The 18,777-nt window shown below is 33.1% G+C and carries 24 protein-coding genes; all 24 read right to left on the bottom strand.

Features of this window, described 5'->3' with window-relative positions; translation table 11 throughout:
- Positions 1–12 precede the first annotated feature (12 nt).
- The 24 genes from HMPREF9423_RS06275 to HMPREF9423_RS06165 all read right to left on the bottom strand — a co-directional run bounded on the left by HMPREF9423_RS06275 (position 13) and on the right by HMPREF9423_RS06165 (position 18,711).
- A complete protein-coding gene (locus HMPREF9423_RS06275) occupies positions 13–897 on the bottom strand; it encodes a DUF4300 family protein (RefSeq protein WP_006148495.1) in 885 nt (294 codons plus the stop codon).
- 176 nt (positions 898–1,073) lie between these two features.
- Complete coding sequence (locus HMPREF9423_RS06270; RefSeq protein ID WP_006148494.1) at positions 1,074–1,595, bottom strand: RDD family protein; 522 nt, start codon at positions 1,593–1,595, stop codon at positions 1,074–1,076.
- Positions 1,596–1,636: 41 nt separating this feature from the next.
- Complete coding sequence (locus HMPREF9423_RS06265) at positions 1,637–2,518, bottom strand: diacylglycerol/lipid kinase family protein (RefSeq protein ID WP_006148493.1); 882 nt, start codon at positions 2,516–2,518, stop codon at positions 1,637–1,639.
- A gap of 45 nt (positions 2,519–2,563) precedes the next feature.
- Complete coding sequence (locus HMPREF9423_RS06260) at positions 2,564–2,950, bottom strand: hypothetical protein (RefSeq protein WP_006148492.1); 387 nt, start codon at positions 2,948–2,950, stop codon at positions 2,564–2,566.
- A gap of 129 nt (positions 2,951–3,079) precedes the next feature.
- Positions 3,080–3,460, bottom strand: a complete 381-nt coding sequence (locus HMPREF9423_RS06255) for a hypothetical protein (RefSeq protein WP_006148490.1) — start codon at positions 3,458–3,460, stop codon at positions 3,080–3,082.
- Positions 3,457–3,876 carry a hypothetical protein gene (locus HMPREF9423_RS06250; RefSeq protein ID WP_006148489.1) on the bottom strand — a complete coding sequence of 140 codons (420 nt, stop codon included), beginning with the start codon at positions 3,874–3,876 and terminating at the stop codon, positions 3,457–3,459. Before HMPREF9423_RS06250 ends, HMPREF9423_RS06255 begins: the two co-directional genes overlap by 4 nt.
- A gap of 248 nt (positions 3,877–4,124) precedes the next feature.
- Positions 4,125–4,232, bottom strand: coding sequence for a putative holin-like toxin (locus tag HMPREF9423_RS12005; protein WP_080555145.1), 108 nt, complete (start codon positions 4,230–4,232; stop codon positions 4,125–4,127).
- Positions 4,233–4,431: 199 nt separating this feature from the next.
- Entirely contained in the window at positions 4,432–4,731 is a 300-nt protein-coding gene (locus HMPREF9423_RS06245) for a hypothetical protein (protein WP_006148488.1), read from the bottom strand.
- Positions 4,732–4,753: 22 nt separating this feature from the next.
- Positions 4,754–5,308 carry a hypothetical protein gene (locus tag HMPREF9423_RS06240; RefSeq protein WP_006155819.1) on the bottom strand — a complete coding sequence of 185 codons (555 nt, stop codon included), beginning with the start codon at positions 5,306–5,308 and terminating at the stop codon, positions 4,754–4,756.
- Positions 5,309–5,419: 111 nt separating this feature from the next.
- Entirely contained in the window at positions 5,420–5,830 is a 411-nt protein-coding gene (locus tag HMPREF9423_RS06235) for a DUF7668 domain-containing protein (protein ID WP_006148486.1), read from the bottom strand.
- 149 nt (positions 5,831–5,979) lie between these two features.
- A complete protein-coding gene (locus HMPREF9423_RS06230; protein ID WP_006148485.1) occupies positions 5,980–6,471 on the bottom strand; it encodes a nucleotidyltransferase in 492 nt (163 codons plus the stop codon).
- An 88-nt stretch (positions 6,472–6,559) separates the two neighbouring features.
- Positions 6,560–7,312 carry a CPBP family intramembrane glutamic endopeptidase gene (locus HMPREF9423_RS06225; protein ID WP_006148484.1) on the bottom strand — a complete coding sequence of 251 codons (753 nt, stop codon included), beginning with the start codon at positions 7,310–7,312 and terminating at the stop codon, positions 6,560–6,562.
- 413 nt (positions 7,313–7,725) lie between these two features.
- The gene (locus HMPREF9423_RS06220; protein WP_006148483.1) at positions 7,726–8,343 is read right to left on the bottom strand and encodes a DNA alkylation repair protein; all 618 of its coding nucleotides are present in this window, start codon (positions 8,341–8,343) and stop codon (positions 7,726–7,728) included.
- Between the two features lie 28 nt (positions 8,344–8,371).
- Positions 8,372–9,142: a hypothetical protein gene (locus HMPREF9423_RS06215; protein ID WP_006148482.1), complete on the bottom strand. Its 771-nt coding sequence runs from the start codon at positions 9,140–9,142 to the stop codon at positions 8,372–8,374.
- Between the two features lie 53 nt (positions 9,143–9,195).
- Positions 9,196–10,479 carry a hypothetical protein gene (locus tag HMPREF9423_RS06210; protein ID WP_006155818.1) on the bottom strand — a complete coding sequence of 428 codons (1,284 nt, stop codon included), beginning with the start codon at positions 10,477–10,479 and terminating at the stop codon, positions 9,196–9,198.
- Between the two features lie 75 nt (positions 10,480–10,554).
- Entirely contained in the window at positions 10,555–10,899 is a 345-nt protein-coding gene (locus HMPREF9423_RS06205; RefSeq protein WP_001127479.1) for a hypothetical protein, read from the bottom strand.
- A 152-nt stretch (positions 10,900–11,051) separates the two neighbouring features.
- Positions 11,052–12,770, bottom strand: a complete 1,719-nt coding sequence (locus HMPREF9423_RS06200; protein ID WP_006148480.1) for a hypothetical protein — start codon at positions 12,768–12,770, stop codon at positions 11,052–11,054.
- An 82-nt stretch (positions 12,771–12,852) separates the two neighbouring features.
- Positions 12,853–13,020 carry a hypothetical protein gene (locus tag HMPREF9423_RS06195; RefSeq protein ID WP_006148479.1) on the bottom strand — a complete coding sequence of 56 codons (168 nt, stop codon included), beginning with the start codon at positions 13,018–13,020 and terminating at the stop codon, positions 12,853–12,855.
- A 300-nt stretch (positions 13,021–13,320) separates the two neighbouring features.
- Entirely contained in the window at positions 13,321–14,004 is a 684-nt protein-coding gene (locus tag HMPREF9423_RS06190; RefSeq protein WP_006148478.1) for a hypothetical protein, read from the bottom strand.
- 132 nt (positions 14,005–14,136) lie between these two features.
- The gene (locus HMPREF9423_RS06185; protein WP_006148477.1) at positions 14,137–14,901 is read right to left on the bottom strand and encodes an ATP-grasp domain-containing protein; all 765 of its coding nucleotides are present in this window, start codon (positions 14,899–14,901) and stop codon (positions 14,137–14,139) included.
- 62 nt (positions 14,902–14,963) lie between these two features.
- Complete coding sequence (locus HMPREF9423_RS06180) at positions 14,964–15,152, bottom strand: hypothetical protein (RefSeq protein WP_000179769.1); 189 nt, start codon at positions 15,150–15,152, stop codon at positions 14,964–14,966.
- 161 nt (positions 15,153–15,313) lie between these two features.
- Positions 15,314–15,913 carry a hypothetical protein gene (locus tag HMPREF9423_RS06175; protein WP_006148476.1) on the bottom strand — a complete coding sequence of 200 codons (600 nt, stop codon included), beginning with the start codon at positions 15,911–15,913 and terminating at the stop codon, positions 15,314–15,316.
- A 390-nt stretch (positions 15,914–16,303) separates the two neighbouring features.
- Positions 16,304–17,662: a 23S rRNA (uracil(1939)-C(5))-methyltransferase RlmD gene (gene rlmD / locus HMPREF9423_RS06170; protein WP_006148474.1), complete on the bottom strand. Its 1,359-nt coding sequence runs from the start codon at positions 17,660–17,662 to the stop codon at positions 16,304–16,306.
- Between the two features lie 74 nt (positions 17,663–17,736).
- Positions 17,737–18,711 (bottom strand): DUF1002 domain-containing protein, encoded by a 975-nt coding sequence (locus HMPREF9423_RS06165; protein WP_006148473.1) that lies wholly within the window; start codon positions 18,709–18,711, stop codon positions 17,737–17,739.
- Positions 18,712–18,777: the final 66 nt, after the last annotated feature.

Raw genomic sequence — 18,777 nt, 5'->3', positions numbered from 1 at the left:
ATGTCTACTCCCTTAAAATTGAACCCACTTATCATTATCCATAATAAATGGCTTAGCTAGACCTTCTCCTGTATAGTTTTCGTATTTTGTATCTAGATATTTGTAACAATCTTCCTTGGTCGCAAATTTGATTGCTTGATAAGGCTCCTCAAAGGTTAACTTTTCAACAAAGAGATAGCCATCCTCGCTTGGTACAAGTATCCCGACATGACCTATAAAGAGGGATTGACCATCCAAGTCATCATGGACGACTACGGAGAGCATTCTTGCATTTTCATTAAACTTGAATTGAGAAAGGAACTGTTCCATCTTAGCAGCATGCACCTTAACATCTGTCGTTGCTTCGGTCTTGACTCTTGAGAATAAAATATCAAAAGCATCCTTGTCTTCTGCACCAAAGACCTTTCCTTTGTCAATGGCATCATTATCGACAAACAAGAGAGAATCATCTTTCTCTAATTTAGGAATTTCGATAGAATTTTTTAATAAACAATAACTGTTAATACGACAGTTAGTACCGACAAAATCACCCTTTTTAGGCGTCCAAAGATTGCTTATCTTTTCAACATCATAGTCTGTTTTGGTAAATGTAGAAAAATCTCCAGTTAAGCCTACTGAACCGACAGTTCCGTTATAATCATTGACAAGGTTGAAAAATGCATCGACACTATCTATATCCAAATGTGCAGCCAAGGCTTTTCGAACTTCTTCTTCGCTTTCCTTGTTATTAAGATTGCTATAGGTTCCTTTGTAGCTTTCTTTACCTGAGCTAGCCACCTTAGTAGTTGAACTATTCTGTTTTTCCGTAGATTGGTTTTGGTTTGTACCACAGGCAGCTAAAGTAAAGATAGCTAGACCACAGCAGCTCATTAATCTGATTATTTTAGATACTTTCATAAAATGTTTCCTTTTTAACTAAGACTTTTCAGGTCGATTAGCTTCTCTTATATTATAGTTCAAATTTATTTTAAGTCCAAGCATTTTGCTAAGTAAAGTAGATTTTAAATCATTAAAAAGGAAGCTGGCACACAGCACGCTCCCTAATAAGTGAAATATCTATGAAATATTTAATTTTAGTCACCTTTTAGCTGTACCTGTGTATGAGCTATAAGATCACCTAGATGTCGCTTATCTTTCCTGAAAACCATCATTGCTGGTAAGGCAACTGCGAGGAGAGTAGCTAAAAACGAGAGGATAATAGATAAGAAATCAAACTCACTATAGAAACCATGTATCGTGCCCATATGACCTATTTGCCAAGGTAAAAATTTAATGGTGTTTCTAAGCAAGCTAGCTTGCACTGTTTTTTTCTTGTAAACCAATTGAAGTCCTGCTTTCGCCTTCCCAAAACTTCCATTTTTTGTATAATCTAAGAATGTAAAAAGTAGAGTAATTGGCAAAACAGAGGTAAAAAATACAAGCCACTGTGACTGAATTTCTGTAAACTCTGGGATCCCATTAAAAAAAATAATGTAAAAAAGCATAGAACCTAAAAACAGAAGTGCTAAATAAGCTAGTATGAAAAGATAATCAAATAGTAATTCAATCATTCTTTTTTTAAACGAAATAGAATTAATTGCTAAAATCTTCGTCATCGTCGCCTCCTTTATTATCTACTATTCTTTTCAAAAGTTTATCATTCTTTCGGTTGTGAATAGACTTCGATATGCTGACCTAGGACCTTGATTTCTACTGGTAGGTTATCAGATTTGTCGCCGTCAACATCCGTTTCCAATTCACTATCTGAAGAGATTTTGATGTGACGAGCTTTCATATACTCGATATTATCATTTACGACGACATCACCTTTTAATAAGTCAGGGATTACAGATAATTTAGTAAGAATAGAGGCATCTTTTAGTATCAAAATATTGGCATAACCATCCTTATCTTCATCAAAGATTTTCTTGTCAGCAAAATAATTGGTAAGAAGAACTAAAACATGGCTGGCTGGGCCAATATAATTTCCATTTTCTGTCTCTACTCTAATGTTAAATGCTTGATCTGTAACCACTGACTTCATGGTATTAATCGCATAGGCGAGCATGCCAAACTTCGTTTTATCTTCTATCCCAACATTGTGAATCGCTTCTGGTAGTGAACCAATACTAAAAATGTATCCGAAATAGTGCCCATTTGATTTTCCGATATCAATCTTATTCGTAGAATTAAAATCGAGTTCGTCAATAGCATCATCAATATCTTGATTGATTTCTAATAGTTTCGTAATGAGATTTCCAGTTCCTCCTGGGATAATCGCAAGTTTAGGAATGTAGTCTTTTTCAGCGATACCAGAGATTACTTCATTGACAGTCCCATCTCCACCAAAAACAAGAACAGCATCATATCGCTCACGAGAAGCTTCTTCTGCAAAGTTTGTGGCGTCTTGCGCTTTCTCCGTAATTTTAATCTCCACATGTTCGAAGTGGTCTCTAGCTTTATTTTCTAGTTTCACCTTATAATCCAAGGCTTTTTCGCCTCCAGATGTTGGATTGATGATTACCATAATTTTTTTCATTTATTGTTCTCCTGTCATTAGATTTTCTTACTTTAACTAACCATCTCAAGTTTGGTCCATATAAATTTTGATCGCTTGGTATTCCTGCTCTCTAGCATAGGCCAACACCTCTGAAGCTCTAATGTAATCAAAGATATTTTCCTCTAAATCTTCATCCCAGGTCGATTCATGAAATATTTGATTGTTTTGACTGGCTTCATAGAAAATATCGAGGTGAACTTGATAAAACTCTTCATCTTCATTTGGGGCTTGCCTTACCAATGATAATTGAAACAAGGGCTTATCAGATATAGCTGTAAATGTCCCTGTTTCAAATAAAATCATCTCATCCTCAATAGGATCACTGCACAAGTCTTCAAAGATGGCTACCATTTCCTCTAAGGGCATCTTATCGGTGATTCTTTCTCTTAAAAATTCAAGTGATTGTTTCATGTTTTTTCTCTTTCTAGATGATTTTTCGTTCTTGGAAAAAATTTTTAAAAATAAAATACCTACATCTTATATTATACTACATAAACAGAAAAAAAGACCGAACCAGATGGCTTTAACCCTAGTTTCAGTCTAGATCTTTTTGATAATCGGATAAAGCTCTGTAAGGACGTCTATCCCAAAATTAATTCCCTGTACTTGGTAGTGATAGATTGGAACAGAGTAAATTTTTTGAACTCTTTTTTTGAGGTGACTATCTATCATTTCAAGTAAAATCCCATCTGATAAATGAGGAAATTCTGGTCCACTAAGTAAATCTTCTTCGAGCAAATTCAGGTCCCACCCCTCATCGATAGATCTGCAGAAAAGAATCTTACCAAAATCTATACAGTATTTTAGCTTTTGATTCTTTAAGCCTTGAAGAAAAATTTGTAGGTGATTTTCTTGAGAAAGTTGACATCTTAATTCATACCAATCATACTTGATTTCCTCACCAATATTAACCCACTTCATGCTTGACCAACCTCTTCTATCCTTATATCACTCTCTTCATTTTTATAGAAAACTAAGTCAATAACTAGATTCTTGGCACAAATTCGAAAATGAACCAAGTCTTCTTCAGCAAAAACTCCACCTGCCCTATGAATCACTTCTGTAATCAGGCTACTAGTCTCTAGCTTACAAATAGGGGATTCAAGGTCTTGAAATTGAGGGATCTGATGAAAAGCATTAAATAAATCTCTAGCTATAATTTGATAAAAATGACAGAATGGAAATTTAAGAACAACTTGATATTTTAGACCATGTAGAGCAATTGTAGAAAGTTCATAACTTGTATTCTCGCTAAATTCTGTACTAGCTTGGTAATCATCTTTTGGAAGAGATAAGAGCTTTAGGCTCAAAGCTTTTTTCTCTGATTCTTTTATCATTTCAAAAACCTTTCTATTTTTTTAATCATAATTCCATCATATCATTAATGCTAGAACGATTCAAATAGTTTTATGTTTGACAATCTCTTTAGGGATATAATTTGAAATTTAATGGCAATTTATGTTATAATGAATACAGAAAAAGAGCTGAGCGCCAACTCAGCTCCATGTAGAACCGTTAAAAAGACGGTGACTCGCTATTATTAGACTATAACTCGTCCAACAACTCGGTCAAAAGTGGGGACGGGTTATTTCTTTTTGTCGTCATTTTTGAAGATTTTATAGCACAAACCAATCAAAGCAATGGTAAAGGTTCCAAAGCCAAAGATTGTCTGCACAACTTCAAATGAACTCAAACACGCTCCTCCTTTCCGCCAGATTTCGATGATTTACCCATAGGCATCACCTCTCTTTCGGTATAAGGAGCCACCGTCTTCACTTTTCTACAGTTAAAATTATACCATATAAGCCACCATTTTCGGTGGCTTGTTTAGCCTTTTTGCTAGAAGAAAAACAGGCAAATTTTACTTCGCCCGCTTCTGATTTCTATTTCTTTTATAGTCCCCTAACTGACTTTTTCCTGACCACAAAGCGACTGTTTCCGTCCTCTGCTTCAAGCCCATGCGGTACTGACGTATCAATTTCAACGGAATTCCCTAAATCACGGACTACTTCAACAGTGATACATTTTTCTAAAGGAAGTTTTCTAACTTCCACCTCTTCCAATCCAAACACTGAAAGTTTGTCATCGAAAGCATGATCTACTCCGTTCGCATCTGTCAGAATCACCTTGCACCAACCTGGAAACTGATCAAGATCAAACACTTCTATGATACTTACTTTACATTCAACCATCTCGTTCTCCTTAAAAGGCCTCTTAAAGCGCCTCTTTCACATATTCCTCTACATCTTCAATCTCTATAAAAGAAGGATCTAGGTGACATAAGAAGTGCCATTCTTCGGTTTCGCGTTTTCTGTAGAGAATTGCTTCGCCATCTTCACTTCCAAAAAAGCTTCTGTCGACTTCATAGCCACGGCTTTCTATGAATACTTTTGCCTTACGGAAGTTTGATTCTCTGGCTTCGACATAGGCTTTCACTTCATCGTTATTCACGACATAAGCATCTACTTTTGTAGCACCTTCGATTACTTTATCGTTTTTAAGGGATAAATTCGAAATTTCTTTCCAAATAATGTCCACATTTTTTTCAGGTTCAAACGAGAATCTAGATAAAGGGACAATATTTCCATTGAAGACAATCTCAATATAATCCGGTAGATTTTTTGGATTAAAATACTCAACTACAAACCCATCTTCTTTTTCTAAAGTATATCCAGGGATTTGAGCTACAAATTCTCGTCCTTCTTCTAAAGACTCAAATACGACTAAATCCTTTTGATAATCGCCTTGATACAATTCCAATATATACATCATTAATCCTTCCAATATTTGAAAAACCAACCGAGATTTAAGCAACTTACAACCTAATTATCTATCCTAAGTATTCACATGTATTAAATAAGAAAGATAAATAACTATAGTTTATCCAGGATCTACATCTATAGAAGTTATTTTGTAACCATCCTCATTATATAAAAATTCTAATTGTAGGGTTAAATCTACTAATTCAGAATCGGAGGTCATCTGATATTCAACAGCAAAGCCAGTTTGATCATTAAATTCATAAACTTGTAGTTGAGAATACTCATAATTCGGATGGAAATTACATTCTACACCATATTCATCAATTTTATCAAAATCATTTAATTGTAATGAATCGTAAATATATTCTAGTAACTCTCTTACATCATCAACTTCTAAACCATCAACACAATCCATAATATCTCTATAATTATTTAGATGAATTGCTCTTAAAATCTTTTTAAGTACTTCAATTACTTTTTCTTCATTTTGGCATTTTTCTTTGTACTCAAAATCATCGAATATTCCCATGATAATACTTCCTTTTCTAAATTTTAAAATGTTGTTTCCTTACTAATTCTATTACTCCCCAATATAGTATAAATCAAATAACCAATAAAAATGATAATAAAAATAACATAGCAGCCAGTCTTACAACTTACTACTTTTCATATGATAATTTACAAATGTTTTTCCAGCCACTCGATCTTTTTAAAATCCTTATTGTTATTTTGTTCATTTCGATAGGAGTCTTGAGAAGAAGCTTTGTAAATACTTAGATACTGCTCCAGACTTGGAAGACGAAAAGTGATGCCTTCAATGTGAATAAGCTCTATATCCGATTCCGAAACTCCTGCAAAATCAGGTAAGGAATCGATACTTCCAAATTCAACACTCACTCGATCGTTTTTGAGTTCATGCTCATGAATATCTATTAAGACGTAGCCTAAGTCTTTCATCACTTTCATTATCTTGTCCCAGTCATAAATTCTGAGATGGTCAGGTGCTTCCCAACCTCTAGGGTCACCAGGTACATGAATGTCAATGTCAGACGCCCCCCAATTTTCTTTTGTTCTAAACTCCAATCCCAAAGACCCCATCAGTGTCGGTGTAATTCCGACTCGATTTAAATGGAAACAAATGGTTTTAAATTCTTCAAATAAGAGACTCATGTTTACTTTAAACCTTTCATATAAATCTTCGTTATTTCTTCTTTATTACCTTGAACAAAATCATCTTCATTTTCTAGAGTATATCCTGTTATTTTGGATATAAATTCTTTTCCTTACTAATTCTATTACTCGCCAATATCGTATAAATCAAATAACCAATAAAAATGATAATAAAAATAAGATTAATCTTCAACACAAAATAGAGATTTAACAAATTTGCGAACGTATGGAATAATAGACAGTATCCCACAGATTTCGTTTGACGATAAAGAAGCCCTAAAACAAAGCTTAAAAACAATGTATATATAAAAAATAAAATAAAAGGAAATCCTTGATGACTTTCTCCAACTATAAACCATAAAGGCAGATGCCATATTCCCCAAATTGATCCTACAATCAAATTAGATTGCCAATAAGTATATTTTCTATCAAGTAACGGCTGTAATATTCCTCTCCATCCTAATTCTTCATGTCCACCACCAAAAAAAATTAGTTGTATAAAGAATAATGGCATCAGATAAATTGATACTTCATTTAATTCTAAGGAAGATACAGAAAATAGTATCAAAATTGCTAACAAATGAATAATGAAATAAATACTACTATTTTCTTTCTTACTAAATAAAAAATGTTTAAATTTTATATTATTCCTTTTCAAATAAAAGCCACTTGCAATAGCTGGACCAAGTGCACCTACTATATGTAACATTCTCCCTATAAATGTTTCTAATCCCAAAATATGAGATTGAGTAAAGATGGCAAGAATCCCCCAAGCTATATAAGTAATTCCAAATGTACAATAAAGATAATTTTTTAAATTATTTTTGTCAATTTCTGTCATTTTATCTTCCTTATTTTGATTATTTTATATGTAATATTTGCTACTGCTTCTTAGTTGCTCTCGATTAAAACTACCTATATTTTATCACAAAAATGCAAAAAAAGCCTTACAATCAAGGCTTTTGATTATCCCTTTCGTTACAAGATTTCTAGGCTTTAACGAGCAAAGCTACACACTCGGCGGTTCGCTGTAACCGTATCGTTTCGTCGTAAACTCCTTACTCTACGACAGCTATCCCATGGGCAGAACATCTGCTTCTACTTCGCTGATGCCTCAGCTCGTACAAGCAGTGATACTGCCTCAATATGTGGTGTTAGCAAACTTCTATATTATAGAACGAAAGAGATTAAAATTAAATTTTAGAATGAAACTATTTTATAGTTACCATTTTTTAACTTTATAGTTTAGAATTATCATTTAATAAATTTACTTGCTAGCTTGTAAGCTTGTTGAATCTCTTTACTTTTAACGTCCCAACTACCAAGTTCTTCTTTAATCAACTCTGGAAATTTTTTGCTAATATCCCTCAAAGCATTACCAACTGATTTTCTAACATATTCACTAGAATCTTCTTTTAATGTTGCGATTCGTTTAATAGCTTCATCTGGATTATCTTTGAAATATGGTCTACTCGTCCATATTCTCAAACCTTCTGTAACAGCTCTTCTAACATTTGGATTACTGTTTTGTAACCATTCGTCAATAACCGGAAGAGATTTTTCATAACCTGTTTGCTTACAAAATTCATCAAATGCTTTTGCTAATACTTCTTGAACTCTCCAATTGTCATCCTTTGAAACCTCATCCCTCATGAAGACCAAAATTTCTTCATACGATGACAAATATCCAAAGAGAAATACACTGTACATTCTAACTTGATATACATTGGATTTAAAGGCTAAAAATGCTAATTCTTTAGTATACGCATTATCGTTTGATTGGTAGTCAGCAAGAGCTCTTTTCTCTTCTTCTTTAAATCCATTTTCTATTAAAGAGAATTCTCTTTCTAAATTTAAAATATATTCTTTCATGTAACTTGACCCTGTCACTGAATTTTAATTATTTTTCTATTTTTGATTCAAGTTTATTTAAATAATCTTTTATCTCATGAACTAATCTTTTCTTTGAAAATAAATCCATTCTACCACCTGAAAGCATTCCACCAAAGAAAACAGGAATTTTCCTATCTCCGAAAACTGTAAATGTCTTTATATCACCATCACACAACCATTGAGAAACTTGTGAATTATTTATGTATACAAATTTTATACTTTTACCAGCTTCTATAAGAGACTCAATGTGAAGTTCCAACATTCTTTTGCAGTGTAAAGGGTAAGATTTTGATTTTATTAGTGGAAGTTTTTTAGAACTTGTTTGATGATAGTAGAACATATCTCCAATATAGATTGTTACTTTACTATTTTGGTGATTTAAATACTCTTCATGTATCTCATCTAAAAAATCTTTGTTCTCAGAATGTTCTATTTCTTTACTTAAAATATCCCATGATTTATTACACCAATGCCATTTAGCATCATTATCAAAGATATCATTCATTAGTTCATATATAGGTTTATAGTATTTATTATAAACATATTTACTTTTAATAGACTTTTTTAAACTATATAGATATGTCCTGTTCGTTGTCTCATTGTTTGCATCATCTTTATTTCCTGCAGGATTTAGACCAATAACCAAAACACAATCTTTTTCAGATGTTGAGTTATCAAATTCAAAGCCTCTAACTCCTAGTCTTGAATCATGCTCAGATATAGCTAAAGCTTTTTTTGTTTCCTTTATAAACTCATTAATTGTTGAACTATTTGTCATAATTATAACTCCATTATTTACAACTTTCTTTAATAAATATATGAAAAATAAATTTACCAGTAGTACCTTTTCTCACTCAGATATTTTTCTTTTTGTTCTCTAGAATTTTCATGATTTCTAATTCCTAGTAATTCGTCTGTTGAAGAAACTATTGGGTCAATCCAGTCAGCTTTGGATCTAATCCAATCAATTTCCTCTTTACTAAGTTTCCCTACTATCTCCAGTTTATCAGCCATCAGTCTTAAATCATTTGCTGTTTGAAAATCTTCTAGCATATTCAGAAGAGACATCGTCCGCTTCTTCTCTTCTTCGATTCTATTTTGTAATTTTCTTTTTCGCTCCTGCTCCTCTTCGTATTGTCTTGCTCTCTCTTCACGTTCAAGTCGTAAGTTCTTAACTTTATAATACTCTTGGTAAATTAAAACGATTATTTCTGGGATTGATTGTTCAAGTGTGAATTCTTTAGTATCTTTAATATATTTACCATCTATTATCTTAAATCGAAACTTTCCATTTGGAATATAGTCATACTTCTTTATTCTTGGTTTAAAAGCATATCTATTAAACTTAACGCTATCATTGTACTCTGCTAGTTCTTTAGCTTCTTCTTTTGTTAATTCATGAATTACTTTGTCTGTTGATTCTATAACTTCAAAACGAACAATATCCTTTTCAATTTGAATATCCCAATTTGGAGTTACATTATCACCGATTTTTTCAATAACAGTAACCAGTGTATCTAAAAAGCGATATAAGCGTGGAAGAGAATTTAGTGAAACATTTTTTACAAATTTAGGTTCTTTTAAATCATTATATCTGTGTCTAGAATCAAAGTAAGGATAGGAAGCGGCTTTTTCCCTCTTATTCCAATCTGCGATTTTATCTCTTAGATTAGCTACAGATTTATGTAGTCTCTTATTTGGAGACTGATTTAGGTTTGAAACGGCTTCTATAATAAGCTCTATTTTATCGTCCTCTAAAAAAGATAATGAACTTCTTATACTAGTTGTATCAAGTTTAACAGTATCTTTGTCTTTATCTTCCGAACTCTCCTCTTTATGTATACTAGGTTTTATTCTACTGTTCTTTAGGCTTTTTCTATCAATATTAACTTCATTTACGTCATTTTGTGGTAATGGAACAATAAGTTCACTTAAATCTTGTCCAGTATTCTTACGATACCAATAACTACCCTTTGGAATTGGGATTTCAAATTCTTTGCATTTCTTGAGTAAGTCTGAATAGCTTAAATCATATTTCAATGAAACTTGTTTTGCACTTATCTCCCAGATTTCTTCATAGAGTTCTTCTCTAGAGAAGGTCTTTATCATCCTCATTTGAAACACCTTTACCTTTATACTTTACATCACCGTTTTTATATTTACCAAGCGAAAATGCAAATTCAAAAACTTCTAATTCTTCACTTCTGCATTTTCGCTTAATATAAAAAGTAAATCTTGTTTTAAACCGTTAAATTCCTCTATGATTTTATCTAAACTAGTTTCAATATTTTCAACACGAATCTCTGATAGCTTACCGTGATTGTATGAAATCATTCTTTCAGCGATAATATGATATGACCAACTCTCAGTGAAACGTCTATCTCTTTCTTCGTTATGAATAGCAAAACCAATTGGAAGAAGATTATTTCTTAGACCTATAGCAACTGCCTGTGAACTTATACCTAAATAATCACCAGCAATTTTTAATGTGATTTTATTTAATTTTCTAATATCTTCGTCGGTATATTTCGGCATGTTAGTACTCCTTTGTTATAATTCCAAATGCAATATCATCTAATCTAAAATATCTTGATGGGCTGCTATCTAGTCGCTTTCCCTAATAATAAAATTAATATGTGGCACACAATACTCTGAAAGCTAATTATCTATTCAATTAAAATTTATTGTTAATCAAAAACAATCTCTTCAAATTCAAAGTTACGATGTTTTCTATGAATTCCCAAAATCTTTTTCGGTAAATTATCTCTAGTTAAATAAAGTTTTTTATCTTCTAACTCACCTTTATCAATCTTTTTAAGGGAATCTTGGAATTCGTCTACTTTATAGAATAAAAGACCATCATAATGTTCTACACCATCATCATTAAATTCAATAGTGTTATTATGAATATCATATACTAGATTTTGTTTTATGCCATCGTCATATTCAAATACAAAATATAGATTATACCTATTGAATTCTCGGATCTTTTTACAAAGTTCATCAAATTGGTCATGGTGAATAAGATTTAACTCATGTTTCCTCTCTTCTGTAATAATACATGATCCCAATAAAACGAAATAAAGGTAGATTGCATTTCTACGTATTTTTTCAACCAAATCCCAATCATTTAAATTATGAGTATGAAAGAAACCGTTTCGACATTCAATTCTAAAACAACTAATCATGTCAGTAACTGTTTTTGCATTATCCGGATTTGAAAAAATATGCTTATTACATCTTAAAAAATATTCAAAAGTTCCAATAGAACTATCCATGAATTCTTTATGATGTTCCGTAAATTCGATATATGGATAGTTTGTGAACCTATAATTGTTTCTCTGCTTATTTCCGGGAACTTTATTAAATTTGTTATCTATCAGCTCAAAAACTGGGATATTCTGTCTGAAAGCTTTTTTCAACATATCTCGTTTCATTGCTATTTTACAATCGTTATCAATATTGAGCATAACAATCTTATACAATAACTGTTCAATAGATTTTAAGTATCCACTAACGACAGAGGTATAATCAAAGTTCTTCTTACCCTTAAAGGAATAATAAAGCCATTCCGACGTGATAAAACTTGTAGCATATTCGTTCGAACTTAACATTGTTTCATGTAATTTATCGAAAATATACGATTTATGCATATTATCCAGATTTTCAAAAATAATATCTTTTTGAGTGAGATATAAATAGTTCTGGACTTTCTTGTCGCTTGTGTTAATAATCTGATATCTGTAGTTCAAATAATCCCAATCTTTAAGTTTTTTCTGTTCAAAAATTTTTATTGAAGCAAGATTCATATTAGAAAGAAATTTAACAGACTTATAACCTGTGATTTCCTTTGTAACATTTAAATAATCATCAATAGAATCACTAAACGCTTTATATTCTTCTTCACCAAATTGTTTTAAATAAAATTCTTGAATAGATAATGCTCTTATATTTACATTTGTATCTTTATATTGTTGATTCTCTAGCTCAATTAATTTATTTGTTTGCTTACCTTTTGAAGTTCTAATGATAAACGCTTTATCGACATGATTAGATTTAAGAATACTATTGATATCTTCATCTTCAAGGAAATCTGCTAACCTATATCCTATTCGTTCATGATTTTCTTTAATTATAAAAATAAATGGAGCATCATGTGAATATTCTACAGGTATATTATACTCCTTCAGTACCCGCCAAAGGATGTTAGTTAGTAATATTTTAGCAGCTTTTTCCTGTCTTTCTACTGCGAAACGATAAAAATAGAAATCATCATCAGCAAATTGAAAAAGTTCTTCATTACGAATAGAGTGGAATTTCACCCACGATTCTATAAAATGCTTTAGCATATTTATATTTTTATCAATTTCTTCTTTATAGATATATGAGCAGTCAATTTTTTTCATTATTTTTCTAACCTTGAATATTTTTATAAAATAAAAAAAGCATCAAATCCTAAGATTATGTGCTTCTCCAAGTATATAGGAGTTAACAGTTGCTTTTAGTAGCAACTGCAAACTCCTTAGTAGCTTCAATCGCATGGATTGAAACACGCTCAGCTGCTGAAGAATCCATATTCAATGCGAAAATGGTTGCAACCGCAGCTGTGCCAAGGGCAACAACGAACTTCCAGTCAATTAAGACAGTTAAGTTCATAGCACACACCTCCTTTCAGGCTTAAAAGCCAAGAATATATATAGGTGGGTATATTGTTGCCCTATCCAATGTTTCCACTGGACTACTTTAGTATACTTCAGAGATTTAAATCTGTCAATTCTTTATATAATGTAATACACTGTATCTGAAGGTAATCACCATAATTCTAAGAAAGGTTGACCACAAGTTCCAGCTTACATATTAAACTCTATTTCACTATTATTTTTTTCTGTTTCTTAAGGTAAAACACACCTTTTAAAAGTAAGTCTATTAATTAGCTCCAGATTAAGATGTAAATAGTTATTTATTATCTAAGTCAAAACCAATCTGCCAAAATCCCATATCAAGTATTTTCATTTGAGGATATAGCATATCAGCAACATTAAAATTTTTTTGAACTGAATCTAACTGTTCCATGTTTTTTTCATAAAAATCTACTAGTTGTAAAATAGATTTAATGTTATAGGTTCCACTTGCAATCTTTTGTGATCTTATTCCAGTAACAAAATATCTATCATATGCCGGAACACAACCAAGTGTGCCCATCAGTATCTTTGTGATTAATGTTTCTGATAAGTTATTTTTTAGGGCTGAACCTCTCACTTCATGCCTGATTACATCATAATAATTAGCAATAAATGCATTTATTTCCTTTAGCAATTTTTGGTTAGTTTCATTTTTAAAATCTTTACACTCTATTCCTGTTAGAGAATCATATTTATTGCTTAAGATTTCTCTTACTACAGGTATATGTACTCTATAATCCTTTTGTAATAAGAATGAAGAACCTCGATACATCCCCCAACTTGCTAAATAAAATGCAAGTTGTAAACTCAGGTAATCAAGATTCACATCATTCTCTTTTCGAGCTGTCATAAAATGTGAATAACAATGCTCCCATGAACGATATCTATCATGTTCATCAGCTTTCAAATCGTTATAAAACTCAGTTGATGATTTAATAATCATATCAATTGTTTTCATGCTTCCTACTTTCCTAATCAACTTTCAAATATATAGCGTTTTCATTGTTTTCTTATCCTATTATATCATTATTCAAAATAAAAAACTGCAACTTACTAGTTGCAGTCAAACACAGATTTACTTCTGTTCCTTTTAGAAACTTATATTTTCATTTTCAGGCATAGTAAAAATATCGTTTTTTTCAAAATAAGGCTTTACCATTTCTTTCCATCTAGCTTTATGAAAATTGATTGAGTTTAAAGGAGATAGGCCATAATTTCCCAATGCATAACCATCATTTACTTCAACAACAAGTGTTCTGCCATCTCGAGTAACACCGATATCTAGTCCATAAGCTATTGGAGCATCTTTCCAACATGATATGGCTTCATCAATTACACTAGGATCAAATTGTGCATGATAATCACCTGTATAGGGTCGAACATCTAATACGCTACCATCTAAAACAAAACAACGCCATTCTGCTATGAATTCTACGACCTCACTAATCCATATAGGATAGTCAAAAGGTAAACCAATACCTATCAAATCACGGGTTCCGTTAACAACTCTTCCAGTAAAGACTTTTGAACCAGCTTTAGGCTTAATAAATTTTCCCCAATTATCAGGTATATTTACAATCTCTCCCAAAACACCTTCATAAATCTTTCGACCATAAAACTCTTTAAGCTCAATAGGATAGTCATAAACCGGAACGTTTAACCCCATCATTTTTAGTAATGCTCTAGTCTCCGTTATATAATCTACAACTATATCTTCACTTGTTAACTGTTTTATTTCAGAAAAAGATTGATATAAAATAACTTCTTCTCCTTGTAAGTAGGCACCTACTTGAGCATTGTATTTATTAATTGAAACTTCACTTGGTAGTTTGCTTTGTCTAATATAAACAACCATTTTATCACTCCTACATCACTAGTGTTGCACCTGTTAGTAAAAAAATAATAGCATTTTTGCTGTTATTTTTTTGAGTAAATAGCTCCCATAATATCATCGAAATAATCAACAGTATTTAGGAGCAATTCTATAACCTGGGACTTTGTTAGTCGCATTCCTCTTCTATCTCTTGCATCTTCGACTAAATTTTCAAGTTTCTCTAAATTTTTATCATCCAAGCTAATCATTATTCTATTTTTATCAGTTGCCATTTTCTTCACCTCAAGTCAATTCTATCACAGGTGTTACACTTGTGTCAACTGTGTTTTTATAATATATTATTTAAAAAATGGGAATTTTTTATATTTGGTAACAAAATATCCCAACGGTATTAGAGAATTGAAATATTCTCTTCCTAATCCTATAGATATGCCTATTCTGTTCGAGTTTCAGCTAAATATATTCCCCATTCAGCTAATTCTTCAGGCAAATCATAAACAGTTTTTCCATTACTCTCATAGAGTTCAGAGATTCCTGGTGAGGTCTTAGAAAAAGTTTTCCAAGCTGTCACTAGTTCTTCTACAAATTGAATATTATGAGGTTCAAAAAAGTCATTAAATTTCGATAGTTCTTTACTATAAATTGTCACAACATTATAGCTATCAAGCATGATCTCATCCTGACTTTTATGCCCACCAAATCCAAACTGACTTAGTCCATCATTAATAAGCAAATCACCGTATCTAATCAACAGTACTAGGCATTCCTCTCTTGAACAGCCATCAATATAATAAACATCCTTATGGGATTCCTTGATAATATTCTTTGCTATCACTTTTTCTCTATCAATACTGACAGGCAATTCCAAAATAAAAAACAAGGGCTCGTCATGAATCGCAATAAAGTGTTGAAAAACCTCTAATATTTTTTCTGCGTGTACATTTGCCGTCAAATGATGTTCAGTTAACTTTGTAAATGATTCAAATAGGTTTTCTACCAAGCTAACTTGGTGACCTTTTACTAAATTCAACATTATGCGTCCTCCAGAGAATTTAAATATTATACACGTTTATAATCTCATTATACCATTAAACCTCTAAAAAGACTGCAACTTCCCAGTCACAGTCTCTTATAAATCTACCTCAATTCCTTCAAGGAAAGTTACTACAATTTGTCCAGCTTCTGAAATAGATTGATAGCATGTCATACTATAGTATCCAGAAGCCCAACTTGAACTATTACTCTGATTCTTACCCTCTATTCGATTAGAGAAGCTACCTTCACTCTTTTCATTCTCCCTTTCGTTCAAAGGTTTCTAATATTTTACAAGCAGTGGTACTGCCTCAACATGATGCGTCTGTGGGAGTTCAAAGCTCCAGTGGAGCTTTGAAGCATCTCGCCTTGAAATGTAAAAGCGAGATGTTTAACTGCGTTTTACCAATAAACTCACACACTCGACATGGTGCGTTTGAGGAAACAAGTCCACTGGCTGGACTTTCTTCAATTCGTATCCCAATTTTTGATAGAGTTTGATATCACGCGCCATTGTTGCGACATTACAGGAGATATAGGCGATGCGATCAGCTCCTGTTTGGGCACTTGCTTTGATGAAGCTTTCGGTCAAGCCCTTGCGTGGTGGGTCGACTAGGATGGCGGTTGGTTGGATCCCTTCCTTGAGCCAATTTTTCATGGCATTTTCAGCTGTGTCACAGACATAGTGGGCATTGGTAATACCGTTCAATTCTGCGTTCTTCTGGCTATTTTCTACTGCTTCTGGGGTGACCTCGACACCATAAACTTCCTTAACATGCTTAGCGACAGATAATCCAATAGTTCCGATTCCTGAGTAGGCATCGATCACCACATCATCTTCACTTAACTCCGCAAAATCAATGGCTGTCTGGTAGAGCTTCTCAGCCATTTCTGTATTGACCTGGTAAAATGCTGGTCCAGAGATTTGGAAATCATTCCCCAACATTTGGTCCGTAATGTAATCTTGACCATAGAGAACTCGCCATTCTTTCCCAAAAATAGCATTTGTATTCTGGTCATTGATATTTTGCATGACAGACACAATCTCTGGGAACTGCTTGATGACTTGTTCAATCAACTGTTCAACTCGGAAAATTTTAGGACGAGTTGTCACCAAAATAACCATAATCTGACCTGAATGATGACCACGACGAACAACGAGGTTACGAATCAAGCCAGACTGTTCCTTTTCATCATAAGGCTTCAAGTCATAACGACGAAGTAAATCACGTAATGCAAGGATAACTTGGTCAATGACTGGATTCTGAATATAAAAATCTTCAAGCGGCATCAGATCATGAGAATTCTTACGGAAGAAACCAGTCTCTAGGACACCATTAACGCGACGAACAGGAACCTGAGCCTTGTTTCGATACTTGAAAGGATTTTCCATGCCAAGAGTATCTGCGACCTCTATATCCGTGATTCCAGCAATCTTATAAAGGCTGTCTTTTACTTGCTTGGTTTTAAACTTGAGTTGCTCTGGATAAGCTAGATGTCCCAAGTCGGCAATGCCTGAACGCAAGTAAGCCAAATCTAAGTCTTGATTACGATGTGGAGATTGCGTAAGGTATTCCTCGACTTTACCAAAGCCAATCTTCTTGTTGACTTTAAGGACTCGCATAAGGATTTTTTCAGTCGGTAGAGCATTCTCTACAAAAAAGACCAAGCCATCTATCTTGGCAACACCTGCTCCTTCATGAGTCAAATCGACAATCTCAACTTCTACAATATCATTTTTCTTGAACATAATTTTCACTTTCTATAATCCGACAAAAAAAGACGGCAACAATCCTGTTACCATCTATTATACCATGAATTGACCTAAGCACCAAAACTCTTGAAGAAATCAAGGATAGCTTGCCAAATTGAGCTAAGGATGTTTCCACCGTCTTGAATAGCTTTATTGGCATCAAAGTTTAGGTCGATATTGCTGAAACTATCACCTGCTTGTGCAACGATACTTTGCTTCAAGTCTTTTAGAGTCTTAGTAAAGTCTTCGTTGTTAAGAATATCGCTCTTTGATAGATTAAAGGCAAAGTTGATGATGACATTGACTTGGTTGCCAGTAACTACTTGATCCAGTTTGTAGTTTTTCAAGGTATCTTCGACAATCTTACGAACATCATCTTCTGTAAGTTCACCCTTAGACTCTTTTGCTTTAGCAATAGCAGCCTTAATATCAGCAAGGGCTACATTAAGTTTATTGGCATCATAGCCAGATTTGTCCTTGTTTTCATCATTGATATCTGACAAGGCCTTGAGCTCTTCCTGAGCCAAGTTTTTATTTTCCTGAGGTAACTGAACACCATTAGACTCAAGGGAATAGTAAATACCTGCTAGGGCACTTTCACCAGTAACTGGAATTGGTGCTGCAACGGTGATACGCGCGTGCTCCACACCCAAGGTAACAGCCGCATTACGGTACATATCTTGCGTCACTTTAGTGATATTTTCAGGTGTCTCAATCTTGACCTCAAGTGGTGATTTTTCTCCTAATTTTTGAATTTTTGCTGATGAATAAAGTTGAAGACTTGAATCATTTGCCACATTCATAATTTTTGAGTAGACATCCGGTGTCATAGTTTTCAACTGTTTTGTATCTTTAGAGGCATCGTAGCCAAGTTTTTTAAGTGTTTGATTCTTTTGATCTTCCGTTAATGATGAACCCAAGACATACTCAGGTTGAACATAGGTTTCATCAATGACTTTTTGAACATCAGTAGCTGCCTGAGCGCTTTGCAAAGTTGCAACAGCTAAAAGAACTGCAGCACTAGTCAGAAAGAATTTCTTTCGCATGAGACGTTCCTCCTTTTCTACTCTAGCATATTAAAGTATCCTTAAAGAAAACTTATAAAAGAGAGT

It is taken from the genome of Streptococcus infantis ATCC 700779 (assembly GCF_000187465.1).
Classification (GTDB): Bacteria; Bacillota; Bacilli; order Lactobacillales; family Streptococcaceae; genus Streptococcus; species Streptococcus infantis.
This window is presented reverse-complemented; position numbering and strand designations above follow the sequence as displayed.

Coding starts and splice junctions, on each gene's coding strand:
- HMPREF9423_RS06275 (WP_006148495.1), bottom strand. CDS start 897: ATGAAAGTATCTAAAATAATCAGATTAATGAGCTGCTGTGGTCTAGCT.
- HMPREF9423_RS06270 (WP_006148494.1), bottom strand. CDS start 1,595: ATGACGAAGATTTTAGCAATTAATTCTATTTCGTTTAAAAAAAGAATG.
- HMPREF9423_RS06265 (WP_006148493.1), bottom strand. CDS start 2,518: ATGAAAAAAATTATGGTAATCATCAATCCAACATCTGGAGGCGAAAAA.
- HMPREF9423_RS06260 (WP_006148492.1), bottom strand. CDS start 2,950: ATGAAACAATCACTTGAATTTTTAAGAGAAAGAATCACCGATAAGATG.
- HMPREF9423_RS06255 (WP_006148490.1), bottom strand. CDS start 3,460: ATGAAGTGGGTTAATATTGGTGAGGAAATCAAGTATGATTGGTATGAA.
- HMPREF9423_RS06250 (WP_006148489.1), bottom strand. CDS start 3,876: ATGATAAAAGAATCAGAGAAAAAAGCTTTGAGCCTAAAGCTCTTATCT.
- HMPREF9423_RS06245 (WP_006148488.1), bottom strand. CDS start 4,731: ATGGTTGAATGTAAAGTAAGTATCATAGAAGTGTTTGATCTTGATCAG.
- HMPREF9423_RS06240 (WP_006155819.1), bottom strand. CDS start 5,308: ATGTATATATTGGAATTGTATCAAGGCGATTATCAAAAGGATTTAGTC.
- HMPREF9423_RS06235 (WP_006148486.1), bottom strand. CDS start 5,830: ATGGGAATATTCGATGATTTTGAGTACAAAGAAAAATGCCAAAATGAA.
- HMPREF9423_RS06230 (WP_006148485.1), bottom strand. CDS start 6,471: ATGAGTCTCTTATTTGAAGAATTTAAAACCATTTGTTTCCATTTAAAT.
- HMPREF9423_RS06225 (WP_006148484.1), bottom strand. CDS start 7,312: ATGACAGAAATTGACAAAAATAATTTAAAAAATTATCTTTATTGTACA.
- HMPREF9423_RS06220 (WP_006148483.1), bottom strand. CDS start 8,343: ATGAAAGAATATATTTTAAATTTAGAAAGAGAATTCTCTTTAATAGAA.
- HMPREF9423_RS06215 (WP_006148482.1), bottom strand. CDS start 9,142: ATGACAAATAGTTCAACAATTAATGAGTTTATAAAGGAAACAAAAAAA.
- HMPREF9423_RS06210 (WP_006155818.1), bottom strand. CDS start 10,479: ATGAGGATGATAAAGACCTTCTCTAGAGAAGAACTCTATGAAGAAATC.
- HMPREF9423_RS06205 (WP_001127479.1), bottom strand. CDS start 10,899: ATGCCGAAATATACCGACGAAGATATTAGAAAATTAAATAAAATCACA.
- HMPREF9423_RS06200 (WP_006148480.1), bottom strand. CDS start 12,770: ATGAAAAAAATTGACTGCTCATATATCTATAAAGAAGAAATTGATAAA.
- HMPREF9423_RS06195 (WP_006148479.1), bottom strand. CDS start 13,020: ATGAACTTAACTGTCTTAATTGACTGGAAGTTCGTTGTTGCCCTTGGC.
- HMPREF9423_RS06190 (WP_006148478.1), bottom strand. CDS start 14,004: ATGAAAACAATTGATATGATTATTAAATCATCAACTGAGTTTTATAAC.
- HMPREF9423_RS06185 (WP_006148477.1), bottom strand. CDS start 14,901: ATGGTTGTTTATATTAGACAAAGCAAACTACCAAGTGAAGTTTCAATT.
- HMPREF9423_RS06180 (WP_000179769.1), bottom strand. CDS start 15,152: ATGGCAACTGATAAAAATAGAATAATGATTAGCTTGGATGATAAAAAT.
- HMPREF9423_RS06175 (WP_006148476.1), bottom strand. CDS start 15,913: ATGTTGAATTTAGTAAAAGGTCACCAAGTTAGCTTGGTAGAAAACCTA.
- rlmD (WP_006148474.1), bottom strand. CDS start 17,662: ATGTTCAAGAAAAATGATATTGTAGAAGTTGAGATTGTCGATTTGACT.
- HMPREF9423_RS06165 (WP_006148473.1), bottom strand. CDS start 18,711: ATGCGAAAGAAATTCTTTCTGACTAGTGCTGCAGTTCTTTTAGCTGTT.